We start from the raw sequence: 18632 nt of genomic DNA, 5'->3' as shown, positions 1-18632 counted from the left end.
TAAAATGGCAGGCCGACCTTGTGAGCCGACCCACCAACAAGCACCTATAGGCTATTAACGCGCGCGCAGCTGCTCCAACAACTCACGAGCACGGTCATTACGTACGTCTTTTTCTGCCACCATTTGCTCTACGATCTCGTCTACTTCGTGCGCTTCTGCACCAGCAACCACGGCAATATTACGGGCATGTAGTGCCATGTGACCACGTTGGATACCTTCTGTTGCCAAAGCACGCATCGCAGCCATGTTTTGAGCTAAACCAACGGCTGCCACAATTTCGCCCAATTCATTGGCGGACTTCACGCCCAACAATTTCAAGGACAACTGTGCCAGTGGGTGAGTTTTTGTTGCACCACCTACCAGACCTACAGCCATAGGCAATTCGATACGGCCTACCAAGTTGCCGTTCTCGTCTTTACGCCATTGGCTCAAGGAGGTGTAGCGACCGTCTTTTACAGCGTAAGCATGAGCGCCTGCTTCAACAGCACGCCAGTCATTACCAGTAGCCACGATCACAGGATCAATACCGTTCATGATGCCTTTGTTGTGAGTCGCTGCACGGTATGGGTCAATCGCTGCAAACTCATAGGCTTCCAACATGCGATCAATCACTTCTTCGCCAGAGAAGGCTTCTTGCTTCAACTGGTCTGGGCGCACTGTCATTTCTGCTGTCGCCAAACGCAAGTCAGCCAAGTTAGACAAGATACGCAGACGCACTTGGCCGCCTGTCAGTTTCTCGACCAACGGTGTCACAGTTTCAGCCATGGTGTTCACGGTGTTTGCACCCATGGCATCACACACGTTCACGATCAAGTGCATCACCACCATTGGGCCTACAGCACTGTTCTCGAACACATGTACTTCAATATCTTTACAACCGCCGCCCAAGCTAATCAGGAACTTGTCTTTAGTGTTAGCCAGTTCGATGATCTGTTCGCGGTTTGCCAACAAGGCTTCACGTGCTTTTTGTACGGACTCTACGCCTACGATCTGCACTTGCGCACGCATCATAGGTTCTGTGCTACTAGTACGGAAACCACCGTTATCGCGAGCCAGTTTCGCCATGTAGGACGCCGCAGCCACGATAGAAGGCTCTTCCACCACCATAGGGATCAAGCAATCACGGCCGTTCACGGTGAAGTTAGCAGCAATACCCATAGGCAGTTCAAACTTGCCCACGACGTTCTCAATCATGCTGCTAGCCAGTTGCATAGGCAGTGCGCCATCTTCAGCCAACAAGGCTTTTTCTGCTGCAGACAGGTCTGCAATTTTGCAGATTTCGTCCAGACGTTCCGCAACGGACAGGGAACGGAAATTAGGTAGTTTGGAATTCATAAGCAGCTCCGATCTTCTTGTTACTATTAACAGCCAGTAATGTAAGATGCAGAATATTGGCAAACAAGGTACAGTTTTTGCAGACAGATTTACGATCAGGGCTAGCTAATGGCGACGCAACACAAGCAGTTATACGAGAAAATTCACCAAACCCTGGCCTACCAAATTAAGTCCGGACTGTATAAGGACAACGAGAAACTTCCCTCTATTCGAATACTGGCAGAACAGTACTCGGTCTCTAAGAACACCATCATCACCGTATTGGAAAAACTGGTAGATGATGGGCTGATTCACTCTCGTTCGCGATCCGGTTTTTTCATCACCGAACAGCACTCAGAAAGCACGGCGCACTTCGCTACCATCGACATTGATGACATAGACGAGCTATGGCTAATGCGCCGTCAGCTAGAGAATTTTGGGGACGTATTGCACGTGGGCGATGGCTATCCCAGCAAAGAGTGGTTTAGGGATTTACCCCTAAACCGTTTGTTGCAAAGCGCACTACAGGAAGAAAACGAAAAGCTGCTGCGCTACGGCAATAAGTACGGTTTTCTGCCCTTGCGTGAAAAGCTAGCAAAAACACTAGGCACACTAAAGATGAGCCTCACCCCTGACAACATTCTGCTGAATAACGGGGTGAATGATGCGATTGACCTGATCATCCGCTTCTTTGTACGTAGCAATACACCGGTGCTGGTGGACTCCCCCGTGTATTACCCGCTACTCAAGAAGCTGCAGTTAGCACACTGCAAAATCATTGATATTCCACGCTTGGCCGATGGGCCTGATTGCCAAGTATTAGAAGAACGCTTGCGACAACACCCCAAAGCGATGTTCTTCACGCAAAGTATTGCGCATAACCCTACTGGCACTCACATCAGCGACGAGAAACTACAGCGCATCAATGCGCTTTGCGCCCAGTACAACTGCTTGCTGATTGAGAACGACATATTTTCTGCCTATACCCAAAGTAAGCGTCGTTTATGTTCGGGCAGTGACTTCAGTCACCATCTTTATGTAGGCGGTTTTTCCAAGATCATTAGCCCCTCTATTCGAGTTGGCTTTATCGTGGGTAACCATGAGCTTATTAATAGGTTGGCAGACTTCAAGGCCATCATCCATATTAATAGCTCTGAATATTCCGAGCGTTTTATTCATAGGATTCTGGCCAGTAAATCGTATCCACAGCACTTGCGCCATTTCACAAAACAGTTGAGTACCGTCTGCCAGAAAAGCCGTGATCACATCGAGGCATTAGGTGGCGAGATTTTCCACTACTCGGATAACAGCTTGTATTTTTGGGTGCGTTTTCCCAGCTTGCGCTTTGATAAAAAGACCATACGTAAGGGCATGGAAAAGAAAATCATTTTCGCACCAGGCTACTTCTTTAGCCAGAGTGGGGGCCAATTTAGGGACTGGACGCGCATCAACAATCACATTGCGGCCAATCCCCAATTCTTACAAGCCATGAAGAACTTGCTGTCCTAGCCAGAGAACGCTGTCCACCACAGCACCAAGGCGTGCAACAGTAAACCAATCACACCACCGACTAAGGTGCCGCTAAAGCGTATGTATTGCAGGTCGCTACCTACGCTTAACTCTAGCTCACGCACTAGATGTTTTTCATCCCAATTTCGCACGGTACGGGTAATGTGCTCCGTCACACCAATACGCAAGCTTCCCGCCATGCTAGCCGCGCTTTCCAGCAAATGTTGATTCAATGCGTCACGCAATGCATCATCGGCTTGCAAGCGCTTCCCCAGCCCTTGAAATAGCGTTTCTAAATGTTGGGAGATTGTAGATTGCTCACTAGAAAGATCATCTTTCAGCAATTGCATAATGTCGCGCCACACACTATCCAAATAGGCTTGTACGTGTTGATGCTCTAGTATTTGCTGCTTGATATTATCTATTTGGTGGATGAGATCGGGATCACTGCCCAAACGCTCTATATATTCCCCCACCCATTTCTCGTAATCACGACGCAGAGGATGATCAGGCTCTTGCAGTACATCTTGTAGCTCAGTCACTAAGGCGGCCGCTAAACGCTCAGAAAGTTTTGCAGAAATCTCGTCCACCGATTTGACCACATCTACCATTTTTAGCAGTTTGGGCCATTCACGTTCGGCGTGTCGGGTCATCATGTTTGCAATGCGAGACTTGACATCACTACTGTCTAAATAACCGCCTAACTGTCGCAAACTTTCGTCCAACAATACTTGATGGCGACCGTCCTTGGTCAATAAGCTCAACACTTCATGTGCTGTACCCGCCATATTCCAGTTGGCTAGACGCGACCGTAACGCATCCAACAAGGCAGCTTTCACAGCACGTTCGTCCAACAAATCTAAAGCGGGTAATAGACTTTGGCGCGTCCAGCGGCTTAAGCGCTGTGCTTGCTCTGGTTGGCTTAGCCACTGCCCCACTCGCATCGCAGGGTCTAATGCTTTAAGCCTATCTAATAACTGTTGTGGATCTAAGAAATGGTCCCGCACAAAGGCCGCCAAGCTCTGGCCTAAGTTGTCTTTCTTACGCGGAATAATCGCAGTATGGGGAAAGGGAATACCTAAAGGATGTTTAAACAGCGCCACCACCGCAAACCAGTCTGCCAGTGCACCAACGGTTGCTGCCTCACAGAAGGCTCGCACCCATGCCCAAATACCCTGACCACCCATATGATGACTAAGTATGAAGCCCGATAACGTACTGGCCAATAATGCCAATGCGATGATTTTCATACGTCGTAACTGCTGTACTTCCCTAGCCTGTTTACTCACGCTAGCACTCCCTGCTGTACTTCAAGTAGCCATACTACCACTACCTTTGTCACGGTAAAACTGTGCAAGTTCCCCTTGTAAGGCATTATTGCAACCCTAAAAAAAACAGCGTTGCGACTGATGACCGCAACGCTGTTCTCTACCATGCACTAACACTTATTTCGCTAGATTTTCATTCACTACTACGTAGCGTACAAACCCGCTGTGTGGTGTGTATTTATCGTATAGCCCTCTAGCGCGGTAATTGTTTTCTTTGGTCAACCAATACAGACGAGCCCAACCTTGTTCGGTCATCTGTGCTTTCAACCAATCCAACATCGCTTCGCCTGTGCCGTTCGCCCGCACATCAGGCTTCACAAACATGTCTTGCAAGTAGCAAATAGGCTCTATCGCCCAGGTGCTGTCATGCAAGATGTAATTGGCCATTCCTATCACCCCTTCTTTTGCACTGTCTGCCACAATGCACTGTACGGGGCTGTTTTCATCCATGATGCGCAACCATGTATGCTGCGTTACCTCATCACTGATGTTGTTCTGATAGAAATCATGGTACCCAGCCCATAATTGGCGCCAAGCGGGATAATCCTCGCTGGTAATTCTGCGTATATGCAATGACATAAATGTGCCCAAGAAGAACAGTGAAAAAGGTGTTACACCTCAATCATACCGTTATCTTTTGCCAGCAAAACACTGTCGCATAAGGTTTCAGGGTTTTCCATCAACCAGACGTCTACCTGATGGCTGATATGGGTGAGTACTAGGTGCTTTACGGTCAGTTGCTGACCTATGGCTAACGCCATATTGAGGTCATTATGATTGCGCGGTGGCGTGTCTTGAGGCGGATGTGAGCAATCCACAATACAGTAGTCCAACGCTAAGGTTTGCAGATACGCCAGACTGTCTGGTGGCAACCCCACTGTATCGGTCAAATAGGCGATATGTTTACCTTCATGGCTAAACACATAGCCCAAGCAAGGTTTGGAATGCTGCAGCGGAATAGCCGTTACCTGCATAGCACCCAATTGGCGTTGTTCAAACGCCGACCACGTCGCTGAAAAATCCAAAATCCCCGAATGCTTAAACAGATCGGCAAAGCCTTTTTCGTCCTCTGGACCATACACCGGAATGCGGCAATTCACACCCCAACGCAAATGCAAAAGACCTTGGGCGTGATCTGCATGGTAATGCGTTTGCAAAATGCCATTTAGGCTACCAGGAGGAAACAGCTCGGTGAGGTCCATACGGCCAGAATCTATCAGCCAGCGTTGATCGCCGCATTCTATTACCGCGCTGCACGGACGCCTATACCAACTGTGATCTTGCTGCGCACGCACACATGCTGGGCAATCACAGTTATAGACTGGCACCTGAGCCGAATCTCCCGTACCTAAAAACCGCAACTTCATCCTACTTTCCTCATCACACATTGCTTATGCCATTGCTGTAACTGTACTCGCAAATTGGCGACGGTTTGATCCAAGGCCTGCGAGTTATCCAGCATATACACATTATGTGAGGGATTCGCGCCTAAGCGGTGACGAAATTGCTGCTCCATTTGCTGATTGCGCTGCACACGCAAGGTAATGGCGTCCATGGACTCCCTACCCCGCATCTGTAAACGTTGTAGCAATAGCTCGGGGGCGACAGTCAGCCATACTAATGAAGCCTGTTCATAGCGTTGTTTCACCTGTTCCCAATGCTCTCGGGAACCGTTCACCAGCACTAACTTCCCTGCCTGCAAATGCGTATCTAGCTCGGAGCGTATGCCATAAATCAGGCCATGAGCTTCCCAGCTCAACGCAAACGCACCTTGCCGTTGCTGCTGACGGAATACCTCGTGACTGAGGTATTCCGCATAGGCATTGGCAGGGCTTTCCTCGCGCGTGACCGCACGCTTCATGATGACCCAGTCCGGCGGTAAATCGGCTGCCAATGCTGCTAGCACACTGTCCTTACCACTACCGGATGGCCCCACCATGTAGACCAATTTCCCTTGCATTAGTACACCCTTTGACCTTGGCTGAACACTTGCTTAACGATGTACTGTTTACCCAAATCTTTGACTTGAATTAAATCAGCGCGTTTGCCTACAGCAATCTCACCACGGTCATGCAAGCCCACTGCTGTCGCAGGTGCCAAACTCACGGTAGATACCGCGCGCGGCAAACTATAGCCCTGCTCCATCGTGGCAAGTCCGTGTACTGCTTGCAGCAAACTGGAAGGGTAGTAATCGCTGGATAAGATATCCAACACACCATGACGAGCCAACTCTGCGGCGGCAATATTGCCAGAATGCGAACCACCACGCACAATGTTCGGCGCCCCCATCAACACGTTTAACCCTAGCTTGTGACTCAGGTCAGCGGCTTCACGTGTAGTTGGAAACTCAGCAATAGTCATACCAGCTGCTGCGGACTCATGCACATGATCAGCTGTAGCGTCGTCGTGACTTGCCAAAGCGATGCCTTTGCTTTGGCACATGCCTACAATAGATTTTCTAAACTCTTCGCTGTACTTGGCTGCGTTAGTCGTTTGCTTATGAATAAAGGCTTCCATTTCAGCATCGCTTAAATGGTATTTACCTTGGTAGTACTCACGGTATTTTTCTATCTTCACGAACTGACGTTGGCCTGGTGTGTGATCCATCACCGACACCAATCGCACCAACTCGTGATCCACCAATTCTTCAAACATTTGTAGTGTGAGTTCATGGCTCACCTCACAACGCAAATGCAGCAAGTGATCCGAACGTGTTAGCCCATCACGCACACCTTGCCCGATGGCTTCAATCATCTTAGGCAACTGCGCCAAGCGTGTTTGCTTAGGGCTTACATCGCCAATAGACAAAGCATCGAACACCGTTGTGATACCTGAGCTTACTAGCTGCGCATCATGGGCTAACACAGCAGCACTAGATGGCCAATCCACACCAGGGCGTGGGTTCATGTAACGCTCTAGGTTATCGGTATGCAGTTCAATAAAGCCAGGCATCAGAAAATCGCCCTGCATATCCTCTGCGGCGGGTGACTGGCTAAGCGTTGTGCTGATATCGCGTATACGACCGTTTTCTAACACTACACAACCGCGTACTACTTCATCGGCCAACACAATCTGTGCATTATTGAGTATCTGCTCACGCGACATGACTGGACTCCTGTACATTCAGCTCTACATAACGATCCATGACCGCTTCGCGGGCGATGGCATCATGGAAAATTCCTACAATGGCCGAACCGGCCTGCTTAGCTTCAGCGATAAGCTCCAATACCACCTGACGGTTTTTATCGTCCAATGAAGCGGTAGGCTCATCCAACAGCAACAACGGCCAAAACACCATAAAGCCACGCGCAATATTGACACGCTGCTGCTCACCACCAGAGAAAGTTCCAGGAGCCAATGACCACAGGCGTTGAGGAATATTCAAGCGTGTTAACAACTGCTCGGCTCGAGCTTGTGCTTGCTCGCTAGGTTCACCGCGCAACAATGCTGGCTCCATCACCACATCCAAGCACGACACACGAGGAATCACCCGCAAGAACTGGCTCACATAACCAATGGTTTGTTTGCGCAACTGCATGATCAAGCGAGGATCCGCTTGTACCAGTTCCACTGTTTTATTCTGATGACGCACAGCAATACTGCCGTGCTCAGCTTGGTAGTTACCGTAAAGCGTACGCATCAACGTAGACTTACCAGCACCGGACTGGCCAGCTAATACCACACACTCACCCGGCTGCACGGCAAAGCTCACATCATGCAAAACTTGCAGCACTACGCCTTGTTGTTGGTGCAAGGTGAACTGTTTGGACAAATGACTAACTTCAAGAATGGGACTCACAACTGACTCCTAGGGCTGCAGAACAGAAGACACCAACAATTGGCTATAGGGGTGCTGAGGGTCGTCCAGAATTTGATCGGTCAAACCACTTTCCACCACATGCGAGCGTCGCATCACCAACAATCTGTCTGCTAACAAACGGGCTACTGCTAAATCATGCGTGACAATTACTACGGCCAAATTAAGCTCACGCACTAAACGTCGTAGCATGTCCAATAACCGTGCCTGCACCGACACATCCAAGCCACCTGTAGGTTCATCCATAAACACTAGACGCGGGCCGGACACCAAGTTGCGAGCGATCTGCAAACGTTGCTGCATACCACCCGAAAAAGTGCGCGGTAAGTCATCAATACGTGAGCCATCAATTTCTACGTTTTGCAGCCACTCCAAAGCGCGAGCACGCAACTCGCTGTAATTGCGTACGCCTTGTGCCATCAGTCGCTCACCAATGTTGGCGCCCGCCGATACACTCATACGCAAACCATCACGTGGGTTCTGTTCTACAAAGCCCCATTGCGTACGCAACAAGGTGCGGCGTTCAGCTTCAGTACTGTCGTACAGGCTTTGCTGTGTGCCTTCTGGTGTAGAAAACAACACTTGACCATCAGTAGGAGCACAACGACCAGACAGTACGCTTAACAACGTGGACTTACCGGACCCCGACTCCCCCACAATGCCCAACACTTCACCTGGGTATAAATCGAAAGATACGTTTTGGCAGCCTTTCTCATGACCAAACAATCTGGACACTTGACGGGCCTGTAACAGAGGCACCGCCTCATGGTTTTGCAACGTTGTCATACCTGCTGCTCCTGCTCTGCCACACGCTGGGCACAATAATCAGTATCGGAACACACCAGTTCACGCGTACCGTTGTCATCCACAATAATTTCGTCCAAGTAAGAATCGTGGCTACCGCAAATGACGCAGCCACCATCCCAGGTAGGCAAACTAAAGGGGTGATCCTCAAAATCCAAACTCTGCACATCGGTGTACGGCGGCAAAGCATAAATACGCTTTTCACGCCCTGCACCAAACAGCATCAACGCTGGGCTTTGGTTCAGTTTGGGGTTATCGAATTTAGGAATGGGGGATGGATCCATCACATAACGATCATCCACCAGCACGGGGTAGGCGTAGGCCGTCGCAATGTGACCGTAGGTTGCAATGTCTTCGTACAACTTCACGTGCATCACACCGTAGTCGTTCAAAGCATGCATGGTTTTGGTTTCAGTTTCCGAGGGCTCGATAAAACGTAGCGGCTCGGGGATAGGCACCTGAAACACCATAATTTGCCCTGCTTGCAACGCGTACTCAGGAATACGGTGACGCGTCTGAATAATGGTGGCGGCCTGTGTTTGTTCCGTGGTGCTCACACCAGCTGTAGCGGCAAAGAAGCGTCGGATAGAGACCGCGTTCGTGGTGTCATCGGCACCTTGGTCAATCACTTTCAATACATCGTCTTGACCCAAAATTGCAGCCGTCACTTGAATACCACCCGTACCCCAGCCGTATGGCAGTGGCATTTCGCGACCGCCAAATGGTACTTGGTAACCAGGAATAGCAATGGCTTTCAGCAAAGCACGACGAATCATGCGTTTGCTTTGCTCATCTAAGTAGGCAAAGTTATAGCCTTCGCTTTGTGCGGCCATTTCTTGAGAAGTTACTGCATTCATGCTTCTTGCTCCTGCTGTGCTACGTCCGAAGCTTCGGGTTTGTGCATTTTGCGAATCAGTTCAAGTTCAGACTGGAAGTCCACGTAGTGCGGCAACTTCAGGTGAGCCACAAACCCTGCTGCTTCCACGTTATCGCTGTGCATCAGCACAAACTCTTCTTGCTGTGCCGGCGACAGAATTTCCTCACCCAACTCTTCACCACACAGTGCGCGATCTACCAGAGCCATGCTCATGGCTTTACGCTCGTTGTAGCCAAAGGCCAAACCGTAGCCACGAGTGAACTGTGGGGCTTGCTCAGCGGTACCAATAAACTGGTTCACCATTTCGCATTCGGTCACTTCCACATCGCCCACACATATGGCAAAACCCAGCTCTTCTGGCTCAATCCACAGCTCTACTTCACCGATACGAATCTCGCCTGCAAAGGGGTGATTACGGCCATAACCACGCTGTGTGGAATACGCCAGCGCCATCATGAAACCCTCATCGCCACGAGCCAGCATTTGCAAACGCTGTTGACGGTTACTTGGGAAATCCAAGGGTTCACGCGTCACGTCCGGCACAATGGTGGTGCTTGATTGCTCAGTACGCATCAAGCCTTCTTGTTCCAACCACGCTAATACGCGTGGGCAATGCCCTACTTCGGCTGTGCTATCTTCGGATACCGCTGCAGGGGTAGAACGTGTTTCGTCCAGCAACGAAAAATCCAACAGACGATGGGTGTAATCGAAGGTAGGGCCTAAGATTTGCCCACCAGGCAGGTCTTTATAGGTGGCTGAAATACGGCGTTCAATCACCATGCCTGCGGTCTCTAGTGGCACGCTATTCATGAAACGTGGCAAGGTAGTACGGTACGCACGCAGCAAGAAAATCGCTTCCAGCAAATCACCAGCGGCTTGTTTGATGGCCAATGCGGCCAGCTGACGGTCGTACAGCGAGGCTTCTGTCATCACGCGCGATACCGCGAATGGCATCTGCTCTTGAATTTGGCGCACGCTAAGCTCAGGAACCGCCGTGTCACCACGACGCTTTTGTGCCAACAGACGGTGTGCATGATCAATGGCTTTCTCGCCACCTTTAACTGCTACATACATGACTTACTCCTTAGTCTGCAGGCCAACGCGGGTGCTACGTGGCAACCCCATCATGTCCTGTCCCGCTACAAAACAAATATCTACGCCGCGTGGAAAGGCGGTAATGGCATCACGCTGTTGCCACAATTCGGCGCTCACCGGCAACTGCACATCGCGACTATGCTGAATGCCTGGGCCCGACCACGTGGTAGTCGTGCCGCTCTGTAACGAAGGCACTTGTAAAAACACCGTGCAAGAAAACTCAGGATCTCTGTCTGTACCCACATCCAAACGGCTCAACACGGCTGTGTCATTGGCACCCATAAAGACGAATTGCGCCTCTTCAGGTTGCTCCACAATGGGGCACGCACAATGAAAGATCAGATGTCGGCGCAAGGCTGCGGAATCCAACTCAGGGCTAATCCAAATAGGGGTATCGCTATCCAACAGCGTCAAGGCGCTGGCGTGACTGGCTGCATCCAAGGCTTCCATGCTGTCCACCAGAGCGATACGCTCTACCAAACCTGGCTCTGCAAACGCTTGGGCAATGAGTCGGAAGCACTGCTGTGCTTGATGTACGGGATTACTGAATGCGGCTTGTAAGGAAGGTTGTGTCATCCTAGTCTCCTCGTACCATGGTGAAGAAATCGACTTTGGATGTAGCCACATCCTGTTGATGCGCATGACGCGCCTGTTGCTGCGCTTGCTCTAAGGGTTGAATCAGCGTGCTCAACCAATGGGCTTGCTGCTCGCCTTGCAATAAGGCATCCGCAATGGCGGCCAACTTTGCGACCAACATATGGCGGCCCAGCACATAGCTGTAGCCTTCACAGCCATTGCTCAAACGCACTACGCAACGGCTAACAGTGGTTTCGCCTACGTTAAACGCCATGCCAGTACCGCCTGCTCGGCCGCGTACCATCACCATGCCGGTTTCGGGGGTGCGAATAAACTCGTGTGGTGTAGCTAACAGCTGCTCTTGAAATGGCAGCAGAGCCTTACCTGCTCGTGACAACACTTTCATCCAGTGCTGTCGTGTACTTACTGTGTTCTGTTCCATTTTCTTCCTACTATCCTCATGCTCACATCACTACGTGATAACGGAAACGATCTGATCGACTGACAGTGAACGCCAGCTCTATGGGGTGTCCATGTTGATCTCTAGACAAGGTTTCTACGGTCAATACCGGTTGGTTCACGGCCATACGCAAGCGAGCAGCTTCATCCACGTTGGGCAAACGTGCGCCAATGGCACTAAAGTCACGCTCCAACTCATGGCCATAACGCCGTAAGTGGTCTCGCATAGAGCCTTTTTGGTACTGCTCTAGCATCAGTTGATGGCGCATAGCAAAACAGTGACTAATCAGGCTTACCGCCTCACCTTTTAAAAAACGTAGCGTTTTGTACTCCAGCACGTAGTCCCCTTCTTGCAATGCCAAATGCGTGACCTCAACGGTGGTAGCCAGTCTGGAGCGTTTGGCCACCAAGCAAGTACGTACATCATGGCCATTCGCTTCAAACCAACTGCTGTACGCACTGCTTTGTGAAAGCGGATACGACAGCAAACTACCCAGCACCTGCGCACCCTTTCCTTTGATGCGCAAGATGCAAGCCTCCTGCTCCAGCACTTGCAATGCACCGCGTACGGTGTGCCTATTTACCTCAAAGCGTTCTGCTAATCGCATTTCACTAGGTAAAAAATCACCTGGCTGATACTGACCCAGCTCTGCTCGCAATACCGCCGCGATTTGCTGGTAAATGGGCCCATCCTGTCTAGACAAGTTCATGTAACGTAAAAGGCAGTTTCCTGCCTTTTCCTGTGTGATCAGGTAAACAAACGTCTAAGGCGCTGCGAAATCATGTCAATCAAGCTCACCACCACGATGATGATCAACAAAATGGCTGCACTCTGCGTGAATTGAAAACCTCGAATGGCTTCCCACAGCATCACCCCAATCCCACCGGCCCCTACCATGCCTACTACCGTGGCAGAGCGCACATTGGACTCAAAGCGATACAACACATAGGAAATCCACAGCGGCAATACCTGCGGAATCACACCGTAAATAATTTCCTGTAAGGCGCTCGCACCACTGGCGCGTATACCTTCAATTGGTCCATGATCAATGGCTTCTACTGCTTCTGCGAAAAGCTTTGCCAGCACACCTGTAGTGCCCATGAACAACGCTAACGCCCCTGCAAAAGGCCCCAAACCCACCGCCACCACAAACAACATGGCAAATACCATCTCGTTAATGGAGCGCAAGGCGTCCATTAAGCGGCGTACAGGCTGGTAAACCCACCAAGGCACAATATTGGAAGAAGACATCAGCCCTAACGGCACGCCAGCAATAACCGCCAGCACCGTACCCCACACCGCAATCTGTACCGTTACCACCATTTCACGCAGGTAGTAGCTCAGATCAGTGAAGTCGGGGGGAAAGAAATCAGCGGCAAACTGCTTCATGTTTTCCGCATCTTTCCAGAGCTTGAGAGGGGCCATCTCAGCCCCCTCCCAGGACCACGCAAGAAACGCTAGAAACAGCCCCCAGCCCAACAGACTCAGATACCAATTCTTTTTGGGCTTGAGTAATACTGTTTGCGAAACAAGTGTCGTCATGCTCTGTGTACCTGAAATTACGATTTAGCTTGGCTGGCCAAGACTGCTAACTGATCATCTACTGCTTTCAGTTTTTCAGCTTTTTCGGCTTCGCTCAGGCTGCTGTCGTTAGCAACTTGCGTACGTGTTTTGAACAGTTCCAACTGACGAATAGGGATCAACTGATCATTGCTGGATTTTTCAAATTTGCCCCAAGCCAAGTTTTCCAATACTTGTGCTTCTTCAGGTTTGTCACCGTAGTTTTCAAAGAAAGCCGTGATTTTTACTTTGGCATCTTCTGGCAAGTTGTTACGCCATACGATTGGATCCGCAGGGATCAACGGGGAGCGCCAGATCTCTTTAATTTGAGAGGCTTTTTCTGGGTTTACCGCTTGCAAACGCACGGTGGCTTCTGTGTTGTTAGTTGCAACGTCTACTTGCTTGTTTGCTACCGACAACGCGTTAACTTCGTGGTTGGCATTCAACGTACGTTTGAAGATCTGTTTAGGATCAACGTTGTTCTGTGCAAACACGTAGTAGCTAGGTACCAAGAAACCCGATGTAGAGTTTGGATCACCATTGCCGAATGTCAGGTTGCCAGCATTTGCCAACATGTCTTCTACGCTGTTGATTGGGCTGTCTTTGTGTGCAATCAACAAGCTGTAGTAGCCTTTAGTACCGTCAGCGTTGGTAGTTTGGAAGATCACTTCACCGTTAGCGCGATCCACTGCTTCCATTGCTGATTTATTGCCATACCAGGCCACATCAACTTTGTCGAAACGCATGCCTTGGATAATGCCGGCATAGTCAGAAGAGAAGAAAGCATTTACTTTGTAGCCAGTCTGCTCGGACATATCTTCCAAGAAGGGCTCCCACAGCTGCTTCAGGTTTTGAGAAGACTCTGTAGAGATAATGCCGAAGTTCAACTCTTTCATTTCTTCAGCACTAACCGAACCCATGGCCAACGCACTAAACAAGGCCGTTGTAGCAAACGTTTTCACGATAGATTTCATGTTCATTTCCTGCGTACAGTAAAAATCAGGCAGCGACAAAATTCAGAAAAGGAGCACTCTCTTCTTCAGTGCTTTTTTCTGCGATAAAACTCGATTCCATGCTGGAACCGTAGAGTTTGTTTAAGAAGCTATTACTCAAATCAGACACCGGGCCGTCAAAGTGCTTCACACCATCTTTAAGGGCGATGGCATGGCGGCAATATTTCACGGCGTAGTCGACCTGATGCAGCGTCACAATGACGGTTTTGCCGTCTTGTTGATTAATTCGACGCAGACTTTCCATCACTTTGCGTGCGGATTCAGGGTCTAGAGAAGCAATAGGTTCATCAGCCAAAATCACATCTGCCTGCTGGCAGAGTGTGCGAGCAATGGCCACGCGCTGTTGTTGACCACCCGACAGAGTGGAAGCACGTCTGTATGCATGTTCCAGTAGGCCAACACGCTCCAACGCCTGCAACGCACGCTCTTTATCCTCTTGGCTGAATAAGCCCAGAGTGCCACGCAGTCTGGGCATACGCCCCAAACAGCCTAAAAGCACGTTCTGCAGTACGCTTAAACGTCCTACTAAATTGAATTGCTGGAATACGTAACCGATATTGGCGCGCAAACGGCGAACGTCACGGCTCAAGATGCCGTTGCTCTGCATGGTTTGTCCCAGCACCTCTACGCGGCAATCCTGCCCGGAGTCTGCTTTGGTCAAACCTGCCAAATGGCGCAATAGTGTAGATTTCCCCGAACCGGAGGCTCCGATCAGTGCCACCATGGCACCGCGAGGAATAGAGAGATCAAGAGCTGTTAGTACTTTCTTAGTATGAAAGGTCTTATTCAGCGCCTGTACCTGAATTGCCGACATTGTGGTTCATCCTTTTCTGGCAAGAAAAGTCTTGCAATGCCGACATAGTAGAGAGTGTGTATTTCAGGGGGGTTACGCTTTTATGACGTTTTTCTTAAATGCCATAAAAGCGTGCCCTGTTTTTCTTATCCCTTATACATATTGCAGATTCAAGATTACATAAACTTTTTCTGCAGCAGGAGTGGGTTGGCCAGCAGCATCGTTATAACGTATGCCCAATGGCGTCACTTTATTTTCCCCACCGATGTGAAAACTCATACGCTCTTGATGCACCTTGCCCTGTTGCGCTGCTGGGCTTACCACGATATCCACACCTGAGCGTAAAGAGTTCATCGCAACATTCAAAGCATCTCCATTTGCATGTTTGGCATCAACAAACACTTGGACTGCTTGCTGGATTTCACCCAAGCAATCATTGAACTGTAACTCAAAGTTAAGCCTTTCCTTGCCTGCGTACGTCCCCGATGCCTGCTCTGCGGGGCTGCAGCTTCCATTCACGATTTCACCAAAAAAACGTATTTCGCCTGTTTGTTTTGCTAAAGCGCTAGAAGCACCCATAGTCATTAATAGAGTTGCCACTATTGCTGAAAAATATGTTTTTGCTTTCATTTTGTACGCCTAGTTACTAAATTATTTGATTCAAAAGATCACACCTGATGTCTATTTGTAATTTAGGGCCTATAACGCTAACTTCAAGATATGAACAAACGCCAAAACACCTTACAAATCAGGCTTATCCCTGATAGGAGTAGCTATTTTAGTAACTAAGAAAATCCAAAAATCTAAGACAACTCCTAATAGCAATAGTGATAAAGAAACAATATGTAAGTAAATAGGCATAAAAAAGCACGCCCTAAGGCGTGCTGTACTTCAGAAGGCTACTAAAACTTATTCAACCAGTAAGTTAGCCATCATGCCTAAGTCCTCATGTTCCAGAATGTGGCAGTGGAACATGCGCAAACCAGGCATGTCTTGTTTCACCAAGAATGTCACCGTCTCATAGGGGCGTAAATTCACTGTGTCACGCCACGCCTTGAATGGCTCAGGCTGTTTTCTCCCATTACTTTCCCGTGCTGTCACCATGAACTGCGTACCATGCACGTGAAAAGGATGATCCATGTGAGAGTTATTAAAGATGCGCCACTCCTCCACATCGCCCACACGGCTACGCAGATCAACACGATCCATCTCAAAACTCTTGCCATTCACGAGAAACATGTTTTGCATCATGCTGTTAGACATACCCTGCCCCATATCATGTGGCATCTCGTGCTCACTGAACTCCACATTTTTGGTAGCAACGGGTAGCCCTAACTCGGCAAATGCCCTCAATTGGTCGGGTAGCAACACTGGCGCTTCTTTTTTCACGCTAAGGTGTGCCAACGTTATATCGCTAGGATCGTCACGCACCATCATCTTCGACCTATCGTAATAACGACTAAGCAGCTCAACCTGCATATCAGCCGGTGCCAGCAACAGTACTTCCACCCGCTCAGCAGGTGCTAAAAACAATGTATCTGTTGGCGGCTGCGCATGCTCCAACAGCCCTCCATCCGTCCCCAACAACTGCCACTGACATCCAGGAGCTACCAACTGCAAATAGCGGGCTGCACAGTTGTTCCAAACACGTATACGAGTTCGGGTGCTCACTGTAATGGCTGGCTCACGCTGTCCATTAATGAGCACAAACTGGCCTTCTCTACCATCCATCCAGTCCATCATCGTGTTGGGTGGAATGCCTGCTTGCTGATCCAAACGTAAATCTGAAATCATCCAGTGCTGCTCAGGCAGATCTTTTAGCGGATCATTTTTAGCTTTGACCACAAAGGTGCCAGCCAAGCCGCGAGCTACCTGCATAGCGGTTTTACCATGTGGATGAGGGTGGTACCAATACGTGCCAGCACTCCCCTCAGGTAGCCTAAACTTGTACACGCGCTGCGCGCCTGGGGCCACACCGTTCTGAGGATTACCATCTTGATCTGAAGGCACAGGCATGCCATGCCAATGAATAGTAGAGGTTTCAGGCAGATTATTGATGAATGTGATTTCTACCTCATCCCCCTCATATACCTCTATCTGCGGTCCAGGCAATTGACCGTTATACAACCAAAACTCGGTAGGTTTACGCGTTGCAACCGTCAGTGTGGTGGGAGCAGCCTCGATAGTTGCTTTAAACACACCTGCTTGTGAGCTTTGATTTACTAGTTTCGGTAACGCCTCTAGCGGCAATCCTGACGGCATACGATCTATAGGTAGCAAATTTCGCCCTGCCCCATGCGCCCTCATGCCATCCCCCATAGCGGGCATTGTATGACTCGCCCCCATTCGATGATGTTGCCCCATCATTTCCTGATGATTCATCATCTGTGCGCGTACTACAGGATGGGCCAGCAACAAGCTAGCAGCGGTTGCTTTCAATACATGTCTGCGTTTCATCTAAAACTCCTAGAGTCACCATGGCCTTCATACCATGATGAAAAATACATAGATTTAATCTGGGAAAAGACAAACGCTATCGCGGGGGCGGTAGATCAGGACAATAGAAAGCCGATACAGTAACCGGCCTAAGCAGAGATGACTGCTCGTGACTAAGGTTAAGCGGGAAGAAAGAAGCTGAAGACACAGCCCCTCTGTGCAAGTTGCACATCATGCTAGTACAAGCCTGTACCTCGCATAAAGCGGCGTGCTCGTCTGGCGTGCAGTCTGAGCACGGAGCATCAGGACTTTGGTGTGAGGTGTGCGACGAAGCCAATGCAGGCTCAGCAGACAGCGCCGCGGCCGTTGGCATTCCCACAGCGGACAGCGCCAACATAATCCCCAAAAACACGCACACACAACGCCTCCAGAGAGACATCATGAAAGGTGTTTGAGAAAAGCCGTGGGAAATACGCACAATACCCTTTGGTAGCAATACGTTAAGTGACTAGTATAACGCGCTTCGCCTAGGCAGCTAACAAAACAGGCGCCATGAAGGCGCCTGTTTTAATGTGGATTAACGAGTATGGTCGTTAATCAGCAAACCAAACATGGGTTGGTGATTGGTAGTGCGCACAGCCTGTGTAGAAGAGGTGCGACGTTTTTTCAGTCCCAAAGAAAGGGCACTCACTTTACGTAGAGCGGAGGGACGAAATGTATTGAAAGAGATTTTTTTAATCATGATTCTTCTCCTTTGTACCCACTCAAACAACGGGTACATATAAAGCTTAGGGCAACAAAAAACCCTTAGCGTTTCGCTAAAAATATAAGCGTGAGCAGGAAAAGAGTCAGGCCAGAGTTAATGCGCAGTCTGGTCTGCAATACAGTCGCAGTTAGCGCATGCCATCACTAGCCTGACCCAGTCCTATTCGAGGACCTGATAGTTCAGGCATGACGTGCTCCTGATGGATAGCATGTATGAGGACAAATACAACACCAAAACACGAGGTGTACTTGACATTATATCAAAACATATTAATAAATCAACCC

Annotated in this window: 20 protein-coding genes; 1 reads left to right on the top strand and 19 read right to left on the bottom strand. The window is 49.5% G+C overall.

Annotated elements, in window-relative coordinates; all coding sequences use genetic code 11:
* Positions 1–54: 54 nt before the first annotated feature.
* Positions 55–1341: a hydroxymethylglutaryl-CoA reductase, degradative gene (locus ACLO87_RS05895; RefSeq protein WP_430223729.1), complete on the bottom strand. Its 1287-nt coding sequence runs from the start codon at positions 1339–1341 to the stop codon at positions 55–57.
* Positions 1342–1443: 102 nt separating this feature from the next.
* Between ACLO87_RS05895 and ACLO87_RS05890 the strand changes: the two genes are divergently transcribed.
* The gene (locus ACLO87_RS05890) at positions 1444–2823 is read left to right on the top strand and encodes an aminotransferase-like domain-containing protein (protein ID WP_430223032.1); all 1380 of its coding nucleotides are present in this window, start codon (positions 1444–1446) and stop codon (positions 2821–2823) included.
* Here ACLO87_RS05890 and ACLO87_RS05885 read toward each other — a convergent pair.
* The 18 genes from ACLO87_RS05885 to ACLO87_RS05800 form a co-directional block, all read right to left on the bottom strand.
* Positions 2820–4073, bottom strand: coding sequence for a DUF445 domain-containing protein (locus ACLO87_RS05885; protein WP_135862154.1), 1254 nt, complete (start codon positions 4071–4073; stop codon positions 2820–2822). The two genes, ACLO87_RS05890 and ACLO87_RS05885, sit on opposite strands and share 4 nt — an antisense overlap.
* 195 nt (positions 4074–4268) lie before the next feature.
* Positions 4269–4730 carry a GNAT family N-acetyltransferase gene (locus ACLO87_RS05880; RefSeq protein ID WP_135862128.1) on the bottom strand — a complete coding sequence of 154 codons (462 nt, stop codon included), beginning with the start codon at positions 4728–4730 and terminating at the stop codon, positions 4269–4271.
* Between the two features lie 32 nt (positions 4731–4762).
* Positions 4763–5518, bottom strand: coding sequence for a phosphonate metabolism protein PhnP (gene phnP, locus ACLO87_RS05875; RefSeq protein WP_430223031.1), 756 nt, complete (start codon positions 5516–5518; stop codon positions 4763–4765).
* Complete coding sequence (gene phnN / locus ACLO87_RS05870) at positions 5515–6111, bottom strand: phosphonate metabolism protein/1,5-bisphosphokinase (PRPP-forming) PhnN (RefSeq protein WP_135862132.1); 597 nt, start codon at positions 6109–6111, stop codon at positions 5515–5517. The genes phnP and phnN overlap by 4 nt, the downstream gene beginning before the upstream one ends.
* On the bottom strand, positions 6111–7256 hold the full coding sequence (locus tag ACLO87_RS05865) for an alpha-D-ribose 1-methylphosphonate 5-triphosphate diphosphatase (protein WP_135862134.1): 1146 nt from the start codon (positions 7254–7256) through the stop codon (positions 6111–6113). Before ACLO87_RS05865 ends, phnN begins: the two co-directional genes overlap by 1 nt.
* Complete coding sequence (gene phnL, locus ACLO87_RS05860) at positions 7246–7950, bottom strand: phosphonate C-P lyase system protein PhnL (RefSeq protein WP_135862136.1); 705 nt, start codon at positions 7948–7950, stop codon at positions 7246–7248. The genes ACLO87_RS05865 and phnL overlap by 11 nt, the downstream gene beginning before the upstream one ends.
* Before the next feature lie 9 nt (positions 7951–7959).
* Positions 7960–8754 carry a phosphonate C-P lyase system protein PhnK gene (phnK, locus tag ACLO87_RS05855; RefSeq protein ID WP_135862138.1) on the bottom strand — a complete coding sequence of 265 codons (795 nt, stop codon included), beginning with the start codon at positions 8752–8754 and terminating at the stop codon, positions 7960–7962.
* Complete coding sequence (locus ACLO87_RS05850; protein ID WP_135862139.1) at positions 8751–9629, bottom strand: alpha-D-ribose 1-methylphosphonate 5-phosphate C-P-lyase PhnJ; 879 nt, start codon at positions 9627–9629, stop codon at positions 8751–8753. The genes phnK and ACLO87_RS05850 overlap by 4 nt, the downstream gene beginning before the upstream one ends.
* Positions 9626–10723 carry a carbon-phosphorus lyase complex subunit PhnI gene (locus tag ACLO87_RS05845; protein ID WP_135862141.1) on the bottom strand — a complete coding sequence of 366 codons (1098 nt, stop codon included), beginning with the start codon at positions 10721–10723 and terminating at the stop codon, positions 9626–9628. Before ACLO87_RS05845 ends, ACLO87_RS05850 begins: the two co-directional genes overlap by 4 nt.
* Before the next feature lie 3 nt (positions 10724–10726).
* The gene (gene phnH / locus ACLO87_RS05840; RefSeq protein WP_430223030.1) at positions 10727–11320 is read right to left on the bottom strand and encodes a phosphonate C-P lyase system protein PhnH; all 594 of its coding nucleotides are present in this window, start codon (positions 11318–11320) and stop codon (positions 10727–10729) included.
* Position 11321: 1 nt separating this feature from the next.
* Positions 11322–11762: a phosphonate C-P lyase system protein PhnG gene (gene phnG / locus ACLO87_RS05835; protein WP_430223029.1), complete on the bottom strand. Its 441-nt coding sequence runs from the start codon at positions 11760–11762 to the stop codon at positions 11322–11324.
* Positions 11763–11784: 22 nt separating this feature from the next.
* On the bottom strand, positions 11785–12489 hold the full coding sequence (locus ACLO87_RS05830; protein ID WP_430223028.1) for a GntR family transcriptional regulator: 705 nt from the start codon (positions 12487–12489) through the stop codon (positions 11785–11787).
* A 38-nt stretch (positions 12490–12527) separates the two neighbouring features.
* On the bottom strand, positions 12528–13322 hold the full coding sequence (phnE, locus tag ACLO87_RS05825; RefSeq protein WP_135862147.1) for a phosphonate ABC transporter, permease protein PhnE: 795 nt from the start codon (positions 13320–13322) through the stop codon (positions 12528–12530).
* A 17-nt stretch (positions 13323–13339) separates the two neighbouring features.
* The gene (gene phnD, locus ACLO87_RS05820; protein ID WP_135862149.1) at positions 13340–14314 is read right to left on the bottom strand and encodes a phosphonate ABC transporter substrate-binding protein; all 975 of its coding nucleotides are present in this window, start codon (positions 14312–14314) and stop codon (positions 13340–13342) included.
* 25 nt (positions 14315–14339) lie between these two features.
* Entirely contained in the window at positions 14340–15167 is an 828-nt protein-coding gene (gene phnC / locus ACLO87_RS05815; RefSeq protein WP_135862151.1) for a phosphonate ABC transporter ATP-binding protein, read from the bottom strand.
* 132 nt (positions 15168–15299) lie between these two features.
* Positions 15300–15776: a hypothetical protein gene (locus ACLO87_RS05810; protein ID WP_430223027.1), complete on the bottom strand. Its 477-nt coding sequence runs from the start codon at positions 15774–15776 to the stop codon at positions 15300–15302.
* A 279-nt stretch (positions 15777–16055) separates the two neighbouring features.
* Positions 16056–17603 carry a multicopper oxidase family protein gene (locus ACLO87_RS05805; protein ID WP_430223026.1) on the bottom strand — a complete coding sequence of 516 codons (1548 nt, stop codon included), beginning with the start codon at positions 17601–17603 and terminating at the stop codon, positions 16056–16058.
* Between the two features lie 556 nt (positions 17604–18159).
* Complete coding sequence (locus tag ACLO87_RS05800; RefSeq protein WP_168246799.1) at positions 18160–18324, bottom strand: hypothetical protein; 165 nt, start codon at positions 18322–18324, stop codon at positions 18160–18162.
* Positions 18325–18632: the final 308 nt, after the last annotated feature.

It is taken from the genome of Paenalcaligenes sp. Me52 (genome assembly GCF_050487965.1).
In the GTDB taxonomy this organism is placed as follows: Bacteria; Pseudomonadota; Gammaproteobacteria; order Burkholderiales; family Burkholderiaceae_B; genus Paenalcaligenes.
The sequence above is the reverse complement of the archived record's forward strand: the minus strand, read 5'-3'. Positions and strand labels throughout refer to the sequence as shown.